This is a genomic window from Halopseudomonas xinjiangensis (genome assembly GCF_900104945.1).
GTDB lineage: Bacteria > Pseudomonadota > Gammaproteobacteria > Pseudomonadales > Pseudomonadaceae > Halopseudomonas > Halopseudomonas xinjiangensis.
Map to the genome: position 1 here is coordinate 373,815 of NZ_LT629736.1, position 15,035 is coordinate 388,849.

13 protein-coding genes are annotated in these 15,035 nt (G+C 58.4%); 8 read left to right on the top strand and 5 right to left on the bottom strand.

What is annotated here, in order from left to right; genetic code table 11:
- Nucleotides 1-16 precede the first annotated feature (16 nt).
- From BLT85_RS01690 to BLT85_RS01710, 5 genes are read left to right on the top strand one after another with little or no spacing between them, the layout of a single operon-like run.
- Nucleotides 17-1,765 (top strand): carbamoyltransferase family protein, encoded by a 1,749-nt coding sequence (locus tag BLT85_RS01690; protein ID WP_093391523.1) that lies wholly within the window; start codon nt 17-19, stop codon nt 1,763-1,765.
- On the top strand, nt 1,762-2,871 hold the full coding sequence (locus BLT85_RS01695) for a glycosyltransferase (protein ID WP_231701512.1): 1,110 nt from the start codon (nt 1,762-1,764) through the stop codon (nt 2,869-2,871). The genes BLT85_RS01690 and BLT85_RS01695 overlap by 4 nt, the downstream gene beginning before the upstream one ends.
- A 55-nt stretch (nt 2,872-2,926) precedes the next feature.
- Nucleotides 2,927-3,874, top strand: coding sequence for a glycosyltransferase family protein (locus BLT85_RS01700; protein ID WP_093391524.1), 948 nt, complete (start codon nt 2,927-2,929; stop codon nt 3,872-3,874).
- Complete coding sequence (locus tag BLT85_RS01705) at nt 3,871-4,758, top strand: DUF6625 family protein (RefSeq protein ID WP_093391525.1); 888 nt, start codon at nt 3,871-3,873, stop codon at nt 4,756-4,758. The genes BLT85_RS01700 and BLT85_RS01705 overlap by 4 nt, the downstream gene beginning before the upstream one ends.
- A 55-nt stretch (nt 4,759-4,813) precedes the next feature.
- Entirely contained in the window at nt 4,814-5,968 is a 1,155-nt protein-coding gene (locus BLT85_RS01710) for an O-antigen ligase family protein (protein WP_331456736.1), read from the top strand.
- Nucleotides 5,969-6,014: 46 nt separating this feature from the next.
- Here BLT85_RS01710 and BLT85_RS01715 read toward each other — a convergent pair whose 3' ends face one another.
- Nucleotides 6,015-6,710: a CatB-related O-acetyltransferase gene (locus BLT85_RS01715; RefSeq protein ID WP_093391527.1), complete on the bottom strand. Its 696-nt coding sequence runs from the start codon at nt 6,708-6,710 to the stop codon at nt 6,015-6,017.
- A 245-nt stretch (nt 6,711-6,955) separates the two neighbouring features.
- On the opposite strand from BLT85_RS01715, the gene BLT85_RS01720 reads away from it, so the two are divergent.
- A complete protein-coding gene (locus tag BLT85_RS01720; protein ID WP_093391528.1) occupies nt 6,956-8,077 on the top strand; it encodes a glycosyltransferase in 1,122 nt (373 codons plus the stop codon).
- 4 nt (nt 8,078-8,081) lie between these two features.
- On the opposite strand, the gene BLT85_RS01725 is transcribed toward BLT85_RS01720, so the two are convergent.
- Nucleotides 8,082-8,684, bottom strand: a complete 603-nt coding sequence (locus tag BLT85_RS01725; RefSeq protein ID WP_093391529.1) for a lipopolysaccharide kinase InaA family protein — start codon at nt 8,682-8,684, stop codon at nt 8,082-8,084.
- A gap of 133 nt (nt 8,685-8,817) precedes the next feature.
- On the opposite strand from BLT85_RS01725, the gene msbA reads away from it, so the two are divergent.
- A complete protein-coding gene (gene msbA, locus BLT85_RS01730) occupies nt 8,818-10,620 on the top strand; it encodes a lipid A export permease/ATP-binding protein MsbA (protein WP_093391530.1) in 1,803 nt (600 codons plus the stop codon).
- 39 nt (nt 10,621-10,659) lie between these two features.
- A complete protein-coding gene (gene hldE / locus BLT85_RS01735; protein ID WP_093391531.1) occupies nt 10,660-12,090 on the top strand; it encodes a bifunctional D-glycero-beta-D-manno-heptose-7-phosphate kinase/D-glycero-beta-D-manno-heptose 1-phosphate adenylyltransferase HldE in 1,431 nt (476 codons plus the stop codon).
- 27 nt (nt 12,091-12,117) lie between these two features.
- On the opposite strand, the gene BLT85_RS01740 is transcribed toward hldE, so the two are convergent.
- From BLT85_RS01740 to BLT85_RS01750, 3 genes are read right to left on the bottom strand one after another with little or no spacing between them, the layout of a single operon-like run.
- On the bottom strand, nt 12,118-12,990 hold the full coding sequence (locus BLT85_RS01740) for a hypothetical protein (RefSeq protein WP_093391532.1): 873 nt from the start codon (nt 12,988-12,990) through the stop codon (nt 12,118-12,120).
- 14 nt (nt 12,991-13,004) lie between these two features.
- Entirely contained in the window at nt 13,005-13,802 is a 798-nt protein-coding gene (locus BLT85_RS01745; protein WP_093391533.1) for an aldo/keto reductase, read from the bottom strand.
- Nucleotides 13,802-14,974: an NAD(P)/FAD-dependent oxidoreductase gene (locus BLT85_RS01750; RefSeq protein WP_093391534.1), complete on the bottom strand. Its 1,173-nt coding sequence runs from the start codon at nt 14,972-14,974 to the stop codon at nt 13,802-13,804. Before BLT85_RS01750 ends, BLT85_RS01745 begins: the two co-directional genes overlap by 1 nt.
- Nucleotides 14,975-15,035: the final 61 nt, after the last annotated feature.

Genomic DNA, 15,035 nt, shown 5'->3' on the forward strand with positions numbered 1-15,035 from the left:
ATGAGGCGGCAATACAGTGGCACTGACTATTCTCGGACTTTCAGGCGCATTGAGTCACGATCCCTCGGCTGCCCTCTACATCGACGGCAAGCTCATTGCTGCGGTGGAGGAGGAGCGCTTCGTGCGCGACAAGCATGCCAAGAACCGCATGCCTTACGAGTCCGCCAAGTTCTGTCTGGAGCAGGCTGGCATCACCCCGGCAGACGTGGACATAGTCACGATTCCCTTCGCGCCGATCAGCATTTTCGGTAAGGCCCGGTGGCATTATGCCAAGCGCTACTGGTATGCCCCTGACCGTTCACTCGACGCCATCTTCGCCGGCAATCGCCGCTTCAATCGTTATCGCAGAAAGATCCTGTGGTGCCTGGAGCAGCTCGGCTTCGACGCGAAGAAGGTGCGCCTCGAGCCGGTCGAACATCATTTGGCCCACGCCTCCAGCGCGTATCACTGCTCAGGTATCAAGGAAAAGACTGCGATCCTCGGCATCGACGGCAAGGGGGAGTACGCCACGACCTTCTTTGGCTGGGGCGAGAACGGCAAGATTCACAAGATCAAGGAATTCTATGACCCGGATTCGCTGGGCGGGCTGTACGGTGCGCTCACCGAGTACCTCGGTTTTGAAATGCTCGATGGCGAATTCAAGGTCATGGGCATGGCCCCATACGGGGATGCGACCAGATACGACTTCTCGCGTCTGGCCAAATTCGAGAACGGCGAACTGGTGATCAATACCGAATACGCCAACGTCATCGGCTTTCGGCGCTACAAAGAAAAGGGCAAGGGTTACTATTTCTCTCCGAAATTGATCGAGTGGCTCGGCCCCAAGCGCGAAGGTGACATAGCGGACGATCCGTACATTCACTACGCTGCCAGCATGCAAGCGCTTTTCGAAAAGCTGGCGCTGGAGATGATCGATTACTATCTTGGCGACATATTGCGCGAGACCGGTCGAATCGCCTTCGCAGGCGGCTGTGCCCTGAACGTCAAACTCAACCAGCGGATCATCGCCCGGCCAGATGTCACCGAGCTATTCGTGCAGCCTGCCTCCGGCGATGCAGGAACGGCCGTGGGTGCTGCGGCCTATATCTCCGAACAGAACGGTGTTGCGGTCGAGAAGATGGAACATGTTTATCTGGGGCCGAGCTACTCGAATGAAGACGTTATCGCCGCGTGTGCCCGCCACCCGAACCAGCCCGACTGGCAGCGACTGGACGACGTGCCTGGTCAAATCGCCCAGATATTGACTGATGGCAATCCGGTAGCCTGGTTCCAGGGGCGGATGGAATTCGGTCCCCGAGCGCTTGGTGGCCGCTCGATCATCGGAAGCCCGAGTTCGTCCGGCGTCGCCGATCGAATCAACGAACAAATCAAGTTCCGCGAGCGCTGGCGCCCGTTCTGCCCCTCGATGCTGGACACCGTCGCGCCGCAGATGCTCAGCGTCGACCACCCGTCACCCTTCATGACATTCACGTTCGAAGTGAATGAAGAGTGGAAAGCCAGGGTCCCGGAGGTGGTGCACGAAGATGGCACGGCTCGTGCCCAGGTGCTCAAGCGGGAATACAACCCGCGTTACTACGATCTGATGAAGGAATTGGAGCGACTCACCGGCAATGGCGTGGTACTGAACACGTCACTCAACCGCCGTGGGGAGCCAATGGTCTGTTCACCGACTGATGCACTGAACATGTTCTATGGGTCGGATCTGCAGTATCTGATCATGGAGGATGTGTTGGTAACAAAATCTGGTTCGGTTAGCCCATCGTGACCGAGTCGAAGCCAACGCGCTGGGTGCTCCAGGTCTGCCATGGATACAGCGGACCGTTCCTCGACTGCGCGCGTCAGTATGCCGCGCTTTTTGATTCCACGGATTACCGGATCTGCACGGTGTATTTGACCGGGGAACCAAGTGACGCAGTCGCGGCGGGGTCTGCATCGGATGAAGTCATCTTCCTTGGCCTGGGGGGTCGCGATATTAGGGGCCTGAAATTCAAGGCCATTCGAGAAATCCGGCGCATCGCCCGTGGTAGGCAATTTTCCTTCTGCATCGCTCACCGTTTCAAACCCACATACATTGCGCTGTTCGCAACCGGCATCCCGGTGATCGGGGTTCAGCACGCGTTCGGCGTGTACGACAGAGTCTCGCGTAGACTGCTTGCGTCAACCTTCCGGTCGAGGCTGATGCTGTTGGGCGTTTCTCAGGCTGTGGCGCGGGATATCGCTGAATCTATGCCGAGGTTTCAGGCAGATCGCATCGAAACGCTCTACAACCGTATCGATGTTGCTGCCGTTCGATCCGAGTTGCTGCCTAAAAGCGAGGCTAGAAAAGAGCTGGGTCTGGATTCTTCGACTTACGTAATCGGAAACGTCGGTCGTCTGCATCCCGACAAGGATCAGGCCACGCTCATCGAGGCTTTCGCCGAGGCGCTTCCCCAGTTGCCGTCCGATTCCAGGTTGTTCATCGCTGGTACCGGGCCGCTTGAGCAATCCCTCAAAAAGCTGGCTGCAACGCTAGGCGTCGGTGACAAAGTATCCTTTCCCGGCCAGGTTCCGAATGCCCGAACGAAGTTTCGCGCGTTCGATAGCTTTGCGTTGTCCTCGGATCATGAGCCATTCGGGATGGTTCTCCTGGAGGCGATGGCAGCCGGGCTGCCGATCATCTGCTCCGACTGTGGTGGCGGCAGGGAGGTCGTGGCGGGGGAGGGAAGATTGTTCCCGTTGGGCGACTCGAGAGCATTAGCCGCTCAGCTGGTAGCTACATCCAGAACCTCGGCAGCGGTCGATTACCCTCGTCTACAAACTGAATTTTCCGACGCCGCTGCGAAGGCCCGATTCTGGTCTCTTGCCGAGCGTTGGGCGCTGGAGCTTCGATGAATCAATCTGCCACCCGTCTCATCGCTGCCTTCGTGGCAGTGACCTGGACAGCATCATGAATATCCTGTGGCTGACGCAGAGCTATGAGGTCCATGCCTTCGATCGACTCGCGGAGTCGCTCGGTGCGTTTGCCAGCGTCACGCTGTCTCCTCTCGATGCGGCGCAGCAGGCAGACCTGTCCGAGACTCTGGCGACCTATGACTTCTCGACATATGATCGGGTCATGACGACGCTCAGAACCAAGAAGGAGATGAAGCAGTGGAAGGTAATGCGCGACATACCCAATCTGGTCATCTTTGAATACGATGCCTGCCAGAATTACATCGTGCAGAGTAAATATCGCGGTCGTTTTTCCACCTATTTCCGCCGCCTCGCACACCCGCGGATCATCGTTTCCGGTGCTACTGTGGCGAACAAGTTCCGCCGTGAGGGCTTTGACGTCCATTTCCTGCCCAAAGGCTATGACGCTAGCGTCATTCACGACCACGGAATGGAGCGAAACATCCCGCTCGGTTTCATAGGTAAGGTGCATTCTGATGTGTACCGTCAGCGAGGAGAGCTTCTCGAAGAGCTCAGCCGCCGCCACGAATTACAGCTCCTGCGTACCGCCCCGGGCCTCGATTACGCTCGGACGCTGGCTCGAATCGAGATATTCGTCTCTGCGGATATAGGCTTGGGCGAGTACATGGCCAAGAACTTCGAAGCGATGGGAGCAGGATGTCTGCTCATGGCTTATGATCACGGCATTGAAGAGACGCGCGCGCTGGGCTTCGAAGACATGAAGAACGTCGTGCTTTTCAAAGATGCCGATGAGTTCGCTGCGAAGCTCGAGACGCTCCGTGCGCGCCCTGAAGCAATCAGAACTATCGCTAGGAACGGACAGCTGCTCGCCGAGTCCCGCTTTGCATTTCAGCGGATGGGGGAGCGCCTGTATGACATACTCGCACAGCCCCTCATGCCCCGTAGCGATAGGCTGTCCTGGCGGGATCGCTGGTTCGGATGAAAAAAATCATATTCATATTGCCGTATTTCGGCACCTGGCCATTTTGGTTCGATTACTTCCTTTTGACGTGTCGTCATAACGCGAGCATCAACTGGCTCATTCTTGGCGACTCGCCTCCTCCTGCTGATGCCCCGCAAAACGTCGCCTTCCAAACGCTCTCGTTTGAGGAGTACAGCTCCTTCGTCAGCGACAAGCTCGACGTCTCGTTTTCTCCTACCCGGCCGTACAAGCTTTGCGATCTGAAACCCATGTACGGATTCATCCACGAAGCGGACATCGTCGGGTATGACTTCTGGGGCTTCTGCGACATGGATGTGGTCTTCGGGGAGTTGCGCGACTTCCTGACTGAAGATGTGTTGGCCCACGACGCGATCTTTACCCATGCACGGCGCGTCTCAGGTCATTGCTCGTTATTTCGCACCGAACGCAAACTGATCGACGCCTTCCAGCAGTTATCAGACTGGCGCGAATTGCTCGAAAGTCCCGATAACCAGCGGCTCGATGAGCGAGCGTTCAGCAAACTGTTCTATCGTCACAAGAACTGGCCGCTAAAGATGCAGACGCTGTTGCCAGGAGGAAACCCGCTGCGAATATCGCCATATTTCGAGGAGCAGCATTCCACTCCGGGTTGCCGTATCCCCTGGCTGGACGGTAGCCAGGAGTTTCCGAACGAATGGCGTTGGCGGGAGGGCAAGCTTACGAACGATCTCGAGTCCCGTGGTTTCATGTACTTCCATTTCCTGAACTGGAAGCAGGAATTCTGGAAAAAGGGCTACCGTGCCGAGGGCGGGCACCTGGAAAAAGGGGAAGCGGTCTGCGATCCGGTCAGTCCGTCAACGCTGGAATTCAAGATCAACCGAAGCGGATTCATTGTCCCTAACTGAACACCACTCGTTCGATGCCGACAGGGGCTGACTGATGCTGTCTCGCTTGCCCGATGTGCTGGGTGACAAACCGAGTACGAAATACTTCTCCGCGGCCACGCTGGTGTTCGTCGCGTCGTTTCTTGTTCTGCCGTCGAGCAAGATGGTGAACAATGTCTTTTACGTTTTCCTCGCAATTCCTGCCGTGGTGTTTCTGCCGGGTTACGTAGCAGCGAAGCGTCTATCCTGGCTGGGCGCGCTTTGGTTGATATTCTTCGGCTATTTCGCCGTCAGGGGTGTATCAGACGGTGACCTCTCTTTCCTGAAGCACCTCCTGTATGTTGCGCTGTTCGTATTCGTGCTGGGTTGTCTGGTGTCACACAGCTTTTTCCAATGGAGTTTTCTGGTCAGGTCGCTCTTCTGGGCCACCATCGCATACGTAATGCTGAACGCGTTGTGGTTGTGGATAGCCGGTGCAGTTCCGGTCGGTGAACGAGTGTTGTGGTTATCCGGCCGGATGGCTGGGCCGATCTACACATCAATGTGGATCAGCATCTGTTTCGGTCTGTGCATAACGACCTGGGTCAGAAACAACCGTAGATGGGAGATGACCCTGGCTATGCTGTGCGCACTGTTTGTGTGTGGGTACGTATTGCAGAGTCGATCGGGCCTGGTCGGATTGTTCATCACTCTCTTTGCGCTCGGATTCATTGCTTCCGACAGCGTGCGCAGATATCCCAAGATCGCTTTTCTGGGGTTCGCTGCGCTGCTGGTGGGAGTGGCCGTGCTGGCTAGCTGGGTTCCTGCTCTGTCCACGTTATGGGCGCGTGGTGACAGCTATCGTCTGGAACTTTGGGAACACTACCTAGACGTCTTGGGCAGGTGCGGGTACTGGCAGGGCTGCGGCATCGATTACTCCCCCATGATCCAGTTGGCAGACGGCATGACGATCAACCATCCGCACAATGTCTACCTTTCCTTGGCGATGTACGGCGGACTTCCGGGCGCTATACTTTTCGTCACGCTGATGGCAGCGGTACTGTTCAACGCAGCCAGGGCGCGAAACATGTGGGGGTACGCGTTATTGCTCGGGTTGATTATGGTCAACTTCGACGGTCATAAGGTGCTCGACAGTCCTAACGAGCTATGGCTGTTGTTATTGCTCCCGGCAGGGCTGGCTTCCGCGACGAGGGCGCTTGGTTATCCCAGCCAACTGAAACCGGCCTCCTGAGCGAACACACGATCTGGGCGCCTCTCTTAAATCTGCAGGCCCCGTCTCAATCAGCCTTCTTGCAGCCGCTTCGGGTGATCAGCGTTTGTTCATAGGCAGCGACGGCAGGCGTGGCAGGAGAAGACTCGATCGCACTTAAAAATATCGCTGGATCGTCCAACTGCATGCGGACTAGATCGGCATGGTCTGTTTCCCACCACCTTGACGCAAGAAGCCGCTCTGTTATGTCGGTGTCGAAGCGAACCTTTATCATTCGCGCAGGATTTCCACCGACGATTGTATAAGGCGCGACGTGCTTGGTGACCACGGCACCGGCTGCAATGACGGCACCGGTCCCAATGCGTACGCCGGACATGATGATGACGTCCTGGCCAATCCAGACGTCGTGGTCGATCACTACCGGTTCGTTCTGTGCGTGATGTGCCTGTCCAGCGTCGTTCGCAAATGGATGGGTGGTAACCCAGCGAACCGGGTGAGTGTCGCGCCCAACACCGATCATCACCCGGTTGCCGATCGAGCAGTACCTGCCGATGCTTTCCACCGCAATCAGTTGCCCGCCGCTACGTATATAAGAACTGTGCCCGATCGTCAGGTCTCGGGTTTCGATGATCACGTCCCCGATTTCGACGCGAGGCTCCAGGATCAGCCGCCCGTCTCTTGGCAGGGCACGCGGCCCTTGTGCCAGCTTGAGCCGATTGCGACGTAACCATCGTTTCCAATAATGATTGACCAATCGGTTCATCTCAGGCGGCCCCGCTGCGGCATCGCTCTGGATAGCTGATCTCACCGACCGTCAAGACACACCAAACACGTATTTGCCTGGGGCGAACTCTGCAGATGTCCGCCCAGATTGAATTTTTCCGCACTGATTGGCTCTCATTGGAAAGGACTGGCTTGGGCTGCCCACTCTTTCTTCGCCGTTTTGACAGATCTGACGGCTCTCGCCTGAGCTGGTAGTGGAATGTCGCGGGTAAAAGAAGGCAGCACATGACGAGCTCCAATGAACTGAGGGTCCTGCAGTTCTGCTACGGTTACGAAGGTCCGTACCTCGACTCGGCCCGCCAATACGCGAGCCTGTTTACAGGCACTCCGTACAAGGTTACAACGGTATTTCTCACCGGCCGCTCCAATGCTGCGGTTGCCTCTGCCTGCAACTGCGACGAGGTTCTCTTCATGGAGTACTCGAGTCGAACGGTACGAGGTTTCAAGCTTAAGGCGATTCGCGAGTTTCGCAAGATTGCCGCAACGCGCGATTTCCGGCTCTGCATTACTCACAGGACCAAGCCGGGCTATATCGCCTGCATGGCCACCGAACTGCCAATCATCTCCGTGCATCATACCTATGGTGACTTCAAGCGTCTCAGCAGAAAGCTGTATTCTCGAGCGTTCCGGCACCGTTTGAATCTGCTCGCTGTTTCCGATTCGATCAAAGCAGACATCCTGTCTTCCATCCCCGGATGGCCGGAAGAGCGAATACATACGCTCTACAACCGTATCGATGTCGCAGCCATCAAACACGCATTATATCCGCGCGATGACGCGCGCGAGAGGCTCGGCATCGCCCAGGATGCCTGGGTCGTGGGCCACGTCGGCCGCCTGCACCCGGACAAGGATCAGGCCACTCTCCTGCGTGGGTTCGCTGCAGCCAAGCCAAACCTGCCGCTCAAGAGCGTATTGGTCATGTGCGGAACCGGTCGGCTTGAGCATGAACTGAAGGGACTTGCATCGCAGCTGAACATTTCCGATCAGGTGATATTTACCGGGCAGATTCACGATGCGCGCAGATTGTTCAAGGCTTTCGATGTGTTCGTATTGAGCTCAAGCCGCGAGCCATTCGGGATGGTTTTGCTCGAAGCGATGGCGGCGGGTGTGCCCCTTATATCGAGCGATGGCGGCGGAGCTCCAGAAGTAGTCGACGATTGTGGCCAGCAGTTCACGGCCAAGGATGCCCTGTCGCTTGCGGCTAGCATGGTTACCGCTTCGGAATATTCTCAGACGGAACTCGAGAGGTTACGCGCGGGAATGGAACAACGCCTGCAGCAGCGTTTCTCAGACGACGCGGCCCGCAATCGATTCTGGTCTCTTCCTGCCTTGCTTGGTGTCGAGTAGCTTCCTATCCACGGATCACGTCGCGTTGCAGGGACTCGAGCAATTCGCCAGGCAGCAGGTCCCAGTCTTCCTGATAGCGCAACAGGTGTTCATAATTCCGGCGACGCATGCGGACTGACAGCGGTCGATTCAAACAGCGCATGTCCGAGATATCGATGAGACCGAATTGCTGCTCAGGGGTCAGCACGATGTTTCCGAAGTGAAGGGAGCGGAAATACACGCCTTTATCATGCAGAAGCGCTATGAAGTCGCCGAGCCCCTCGAGTAATGCCCGCTGTTGCGATTCATCGGCTGTTTTCATCAGAGTGCGAAGCGTCTGACCTGCCAACGGCACGTAATGCACCACTGACCGATACGGCGATGTCATACGATAGGTCTGCAATACTGCAGGGCACGGAATCGCCAGGGTTGCCAGCGACCAAGCGTTGTCGGCGAACCGTTTTGCAGGGGGATAGAACGCTGTCTTCGAAAACCATGACTTACGACGAAACAGTTTCAGATAAGTCCCGTCGCTCAGAAGCAACACCTTTTCCCCATAATGATCCTGCTCGACGACACGTGCGCCAGAACGCATGTTTTCGAATGTTTGTCGCGTCAGCAGCTTCATGTCACTCGTCCAGAAAAGGGCTTAGTCTACCAGCTTGGTTTCGATGGGAAAGACGTTGGGACGCCCCCGGCCCGAACCGCTGCCGCACCCCCTTGTGATAGACTTCGCTGACCACGAACAAAGCGATGTGTACATGACCGATTCGACCAAGAATCCTGGAAATGAAAGCTTTTTGCGCTCCTCGGCGCGCATTTATCTGCGGCTGCTGGGATTCGTCAAGCCCTACTGGTTTGCCTTCGCACTCAGTATTCTTGGCTTCCTGATATTCGCCTCCAGCCAGCCTGCCATGGCGTGGATGTTGCAATATTTCGTCGACGGGCTGACCGAAGGCGGAGGCGCCCAGTTCCTCGGTGTGCCGCTGATATGGGGCTTTCCGCTCTTCATAATCGTTATTGCGGTCTATCAGGGTGTCGGCTCCTATCTGGGCAACTACTTCATAGCGGAGGTATCGCTAGGCGTGGTGCACGACCTGCGCACAGGGCTTTTCAAAAATCTGCTGACGCTGCCGAACCGTTACTTCGATCAGCACAACTCTGGCCACCTCGTCTCGCGGATCACCTATAACACCACCATGGTCACCGGCGCGGCCACGGATGCAATCAAGGTGATCTTTCGAGAAGGCCTGACGGTCGTCTTCCTGTTTGCTTATCTGCTGTACATGAACTGGAAGTTGACGCTGGTTCTCATGGCGATCCTTCCGTTCATTGGTCTGATGGTGACAAGCGCGAGCAAGAAATTTCGCAAACAGAGCAAGAAGATCCAGTTGGCGATGGGTGATGTGACCCATGTCACTTCCGAAACCATCACGGGATACCGCGTCGTGCGCAGCTTCGGCGGCGAGGGCTACGAGACCGAGCGATTCCACACCGCCAGCGAGGCCAATCGGCAACGCGGGCTGAAGATGACGCGTACTAGCGCGATCTTCACCCCCAGCTTGCAGCTCGTGACCTACACCGCAATGGCAGTGGTCATGTTTCTGGTGTTGCTCCTTCGTGGCGATGCCACACCTGGCGAACTGGTCGCCTACATCACCGCTGCAGGGCTGTTGCCGAAGCCGGTGCGTCAATTGTCCGAAGTCAGCGCGAACATCCAGAAGGGCATTGCAGCCGCAGAAAACATCTTCGAGCAACTCGACGAGCCGCAAGAGACCGATACCGGCACGGTCGAGCGCGACCGGCTCGAGGGTCGGATCGAAATGCGCGGTATGGGTTTTACCTATCCGGGCACCAGCAAACGGGTGCTGGACGATATCGACGTGACGATCGAACCTGGCCAGATGGTGGCCCTGGTCGGACGGTCTGGCAGCGGTAAATCCACGCTGGCCAATCTGCTGCCGCGCTTCTACGAGCATACCGAGGGTCGGATTCTCATCGACGGCGTCGACGTGACGGCTTATCGGCTGCGTAACCTGCGCCGTCATATCGCGTTGGTCACGCAGCACGTCACCCTGTTCAACGATAGCGTCGCGGCGAACATTGCCTATGGCGATCTGGCGGACGCCCCCCATGACGATATCGTCAGAGCTGCCGAGGCCGCGAACGCTCGCCAGTTCATTGAGGCGCTGCCCGAAGGTTTCGGTACGACGGTCGGCGAGAATGGGGTGTTACTTTCGGGTGGTCAGCGACAGCGCCTGGCCATCGCCAGAGCGCTCCTCAAGGACGCACCGATACTGATTCTCGACGAAGCCACCTCAGCGCTGGATACCGAATCGGAACGGCACATTCAGAGTGCTCTGGATCGCGTCATGGAAGGCCGGACCACGCTGGTCATCGCACATCGTCTGTCGACCATCGAAAACGCCAATCTGATTCTGGTGATGGATGAAGGCCGCATTGTGGAGCGAGGCACCCATGCCGAACTCCTCGCTCGCAAAGGCTATTATGCACGGCTGCACAACATGCAGTTTCAGGACGAGGCGCCCAGCGCTCAAGCATGAACCGGTCCGCTAGGGCCGCATTACAGGTATCGACAGATTATGAAATTGACCATGCCCCGCTTCGACTCTGCCCCCGTTCTTGTGGTGGGTGATGTCATGCTCGACCGCTACTGGCATGGCCCGACCCATCGCATCTCACCGGAAGCACCTGTTCCGGTGGTCAAGGTCGACCAGATCGAAGATCGCCCAGGCGGTGCCGGCAACGTTGCGTTGAATATTTCGGCACTAGGCGCGCCGGCCTGGCTGGTAGGCGTGACCGGCGATGACGAAGCTGCGTTGAGCCTCAAGCAGCGGCTGAACGCCGCTGGTGTGTTCTGTGACTTCCAGGCGCACTCGGACCGCCCAACCATCACCAAGCTACGCGTCATGAGTCGACACCAACAGCTCATCCGACTGGATTTCGAAGAACGCTTCGACACCGACGGAGAGTCCATTCTTGCAGCCGTTCGCGGGATGCTCGACAAGGTCAAGGTGATGGTCCTCTCCGATTATGGCAAGGGCGCCTTGGTCAATCATCAGGCACTTATTGCTGCGGCCCGTGAGAAGAATGTCCCGGTATTGGCCGATCCAAAGGGGAAGGACTTCTCGATTTATCGCGGCGCGACGTTGATCACGCCGAACCTTTCCGAGTTCGAGGCGGTGGTGGGCGAATGCACCAGCGAGCAAGAGCTGGTGGACAAGGGCATGGAGCTGATCGATCAGCTGGAGCTGGAAGCATTGCTGGTGACACGTAGCGAGCAGGGCATGACGCTGCTCTCGAAGGGGCAACTACCGCTGCACCTGCCTGCTCGTGCTCGCGAAGTGTTCGACGTGACCGGTGCGGGCGATACCGTCATCTCCACACTGGCCGCGGCGCTAGCGGCGGATGAGCCTCTGGCCAATGCGGTAGGTCTTTCGAACCTTGCAGCCGGCATCGTTATCGGCAAACTGGGCACCGCGGCGATCAGCGCTCCGGAGCTCCGTCGGGCGGTGCAGCGCGAGCAGGGCAGCGAACGCGGAGTGCTTGGGGTCGAACAGCTGCTGGTGGCCATCGAAGACGCCCGGGCACATGGCGAGCGCATCGTATTCACCAACGGGTGCTTCGACATCATCCATGCAGGCCACGTCGGCTATCTCGAAGAGGCGCGCAGCCAGGGTGACAGGCTGATCGTGGCGGTCAACGACGATGCCTCGGTGAGCCGGCTCAAGGGCCCGGGAAGGCCGATCAACAGCGTTGACCGCCGGATGGCTGTGCTGGCGGGGCTAGGGGCAGTGGATTGGGTGGTTTCGTTTCCCGACGATACGCCGGAAGCTCTGCTCGAAATGATCCGCCCCGATGTGCTGGTCAAGGGCGGCGACTATACGGTCGAGCAGGTTGTTGGCGCGCCAATCGTCCAGGGCTACGGTGGGACGGTCAAGGTGCTGAACTTCGTCGATAGCTGCTCGACCACAGCAATCATCGAGCGCGTCCGCGAGAAATCCGACCGCTGAAGCACCGGGCTCACCGGTAGTTCTGAATCAGAACACCGCCAGGCCATCTGGCCAGTACGTGCGCTGAGCATCGATAATCCAGCCCTGCTGCGGTGCCAGCGCTTCGCTCAGAACGATGCCAGTCGGATCCTGCTCGACCAGCTGTCCTTTTTCCAGCGTGTACAGTCGGCTGGCTTCGAGTGGAGCCAGCTGTTCGACGAGAAAGACCTCGGGCGCTTCGTAGTCCATGCTGGCGGTCAGCTGCCCCTCCGTGTCGAGTTTCTCGTCCGCGTGCAGCGCGCTCAGCTGCGTGGCCTCATCGGGCAACTCGATTTGCAAGTGGTAGACCAGCTGCAACGAGTTGGTCGGGAGATGCACATAGGCGCGTGGTCGCTCCTGGAGCTGCAGCTCTCCGCAATAGACCGGCCTGGTATGCCCTCGCTCCGGAGACAGGGAAAAATGCGACTCGCTGTCGACCGGTAGCTCCGACGCGTAGGGCGTTGGCAGCCAAGTGTTCTGATACTGGCCCTGGAGCCACCCACCGCGGCCTTCCAGCAATAGCTCCTCGGCGATTTCGGTCATGGCTGTCAGCAACGGCACGCGCAGTTCGTGGGCCGGCACGTAGCCAGACAACAGCTTCAGTACCCGGTCACCGCGATCCGGGCGGTCCTGACGCACCATGAGGTGAAAATCGCGACCCTGCAAGGTGACCCGCAGGTCCGCCGACACACCCAGGTTGGCAACGGTGAGGCTGAATCTCTCTGGGTCGTCAACGCTGATCGGATTGCGCAGGGCAAGCATGTCGGCGAAATTCATCGGCGAACCGACGGGGATATAGCGAAGACATTCCGGTGTGGCTTCCACGCGAATGGCCTGGGTCTTGAAAACGACAGGATTACTGCGTGCGATGATCCGTGGCATGTCTCGCTCCGATATCAGGTACCTAACACGGCCAGCGCGGCCGCAACGTTGTTCTTGAGATGTTCGCGATTGATGGTGCCGATTATTGCGCTGGCCACCGCCTGGTGGCCCAGCACCAGTTTCAAGCCTTCCTGCACCGGGTCTGCGCCTTCGCTGCACAGGTGCCCGCTTGCAAGCGCCTTCTTGATCAGAATGCCCTTGCCGTGCGCCAGAGCGAAGTCTAGCACTGGCCTTTCAGCCTGCTCACGCAAGTTGTAAGTGACCATTGCGCAATCGCTGCGCTGTAGTGCGGCGAGGCCTCCTTCGATAGTCTTGCCTGACAATCCGAACGCGCGAATGAGCCCCTCGCGTTTCAACGACTCGAGCGTGTCGAAGGCGCCCTGCTCGAGGACCGCCAGGTCATCGCCGTTGGAATGCACCAATACCATGTCCAGATAGTCGGTTTGCAATCGCTCAAGCGAGCGCTGGACGGAGCGACGGGTATGCGCAGCGGAGAAGTCGAAGTGCGACTCGCCGTCGCTGAACTCCTCACCGACCTTGCTGCAGATGATCCACTTATGTCGCTGGCCGGCCAGCAGAGGTCCCAGGCGAGTCTCGCTGGTGCCGTAAGCTGGTGCCGTGTCGATCAGATTGATACCCAGATCGTGCGCCAACGCGATGAGTTCGCGAGCCTCGTCATCGCTGGGCAGCTGGAACTGGCTCGGGTATTTGACGCCCTGATTGCGGCCAAGCTTAACGGTGCCCAGGCCCAGCGGCGAAACTGATAGCCCGGTGCTGCCGAGGTTCCGGTAGTGAGAATGCAATCCTTCCATCAAAACGCGACATCCCATACCGGTGCCGCGATTTTCGGCGCGGGCAGTCCGTGTGCTTGTTGCGCGATCGCTGGGACTACGGTCTGCTGCCTGAGCTCCGCCAGCGCCTGATCGGCCAGGTCAGGAGCCAAGGCGAGCTTGGTTGGCCAGCTCACCAGTACGTTGTGTACCGCCTGCAGATAGGCGGTGTCCGGACGGACCAGGCCGCTTTGTGCTGGCTCCGCCCGGTTGACCGGCAAGGTGGTCCATTGGCAGTCGTCCAGGCGCACCCAGGGCAACAGCTCCTTCAGCTCGGCGCGTGCCCGGTCAATCAGCGCATCGGGCGTCATGCTGACGCCCTGTTCGGCCAGCTCACCGCCGAGGTACCAACACCATTGGCTGTCTGCGCAGGGATGGGTGGTGACCGTGATGCGCGGTTTCGGACTACTGCCCAGGCAGTGCGCGTACAACGCTGGCAGATCCCGGCCCTTGGCCAGAACCATCTGCAGGGGACGGCGCTGCATGGCTGGCTGTTGCACGCCCCAGCTCTGCAACAAGCCTTCGTTGCCTTCACCTGCTGTGAGCACGTAGCGCTTGGCGACTATCGTCGTGTCACCGACACGAACGCCGGCGACACCGCCGTCATCGTGACGCAGCACTTGGGCCGAGCTGGCTACCGCGAGGCTGTCGCCGGATAGCTCGGCTAGGCGCCGGATGACATCGGGAACGTCGAGCACCAGCTCCGCCAGTCGATAAACCTTGCCGCGAAAGGCTGGGTTGGCGAACACGGGTGGAAGCTCGGCTCCCTTTACCTGATCGACCCGGCCACGCAATGCTTTGCTGGCAAAGAAACCGGCTAGGTTGCTGATCAGGTTGCCGGGCGACCAAAGATAATGGTGTTCAGACAGTAGTCTGACCCCGCGCAAGTCCACATCGCCTTTGCCCTGCAGGCAGTCACGCCAGCGCTGCGGCATGGCGGCGATGGATTCGGCGGCTGTGGTTAGCTTGCCGTGCAGAGCATATTTGGTGCCCCCATGAATGATGCCCTGGGATTTACTACTTTGACCGCCACCGAGGGCGCCGCGCTCGACCAACAGTGTGCTGTAGCCTTCGCTGCGCAGACGCGCGTTTAGCCAGAGGCCGGCGATGCCGCCGCCGAGTATGCAGATGTCGGTTTCCAGGCAGTTGCTCATGAGGTAAGCGTTCGCACCTTGTGTGAAAGGGCTCCTAGTATAGCCACTGCCTGGCGCGCGG

Bases quoted from the DNA above. Each gene is read 5' to 3' on its own strand.
- BLT85_RS01700 (WP_093391524.1), top strand. From the start codon at position 2,927: ATGAATATCCTGTGGCTGACGCAGAGCTATGAGGTCCATGCCTTCGAT.
- BLT85_RS01705 (WP_093391525.1), top strand. From the start codon at position 3,871: ATGAAAAAAATCATATTCATATTGCCGTATTTCGGCACCTGGCCATTT.
- BLT85_RS01715 (WP_093391527.1), bottom strand. From the start codon at position 6,710: ATGAACCGATTGGTCAATCATTATTGGAAACGATGGTTACGTCGCAAT.
- BLT85_RS01720 (WP_093391528.1), top strand. From the start codon at position 6,956: ATGACGAGCTCCAATGAACTGAGGGTCCTGCAGTTCTGCTACGGTTAC.
- BLT85_RS01725 (WP_093391529.1), bottom strand. From the start codon at position 8,684: ATGAAGCTGCTGACGCGACAAACATTCGAAAACATGCGTTCTGGCGCA.
- msbA (WP_093391530.1), top strand. From the start codon at position 8,818: ATGACCGATTCGACCAAGAATCCTGGAAATGAAAGCTTTTTGCGCTCC.
- hldE (WP_093391531.1), top strand. From the start codon at position 10,660: ATGAAATTGACCATGCCCCGCTTCGACTCTGCCCCCGTTCTTGTGGTG.
- BLT85_RS01740 (WP_093391532.1), bottom strand. From the start codon at position 12,990: ATGCCACGGATCATCGCACGCAGTAATCCTGTCGTTTTCAAGACCCAG.
- BLT85_RS01745 (WP_093391533.1), bottom strand. From the start codon at position 13,802: ATGGAAGGATTGCATTCTCACTACCGGAACCTCGGCAGCACCGGGCTA.
- BLT85_RS01750 (WP_093391534.1), bottom strand. From the start codon at position 14,974: ATGAGCAACTGCCTGGAAACCGACATCTGCATACTCGGCGGCGGCATC.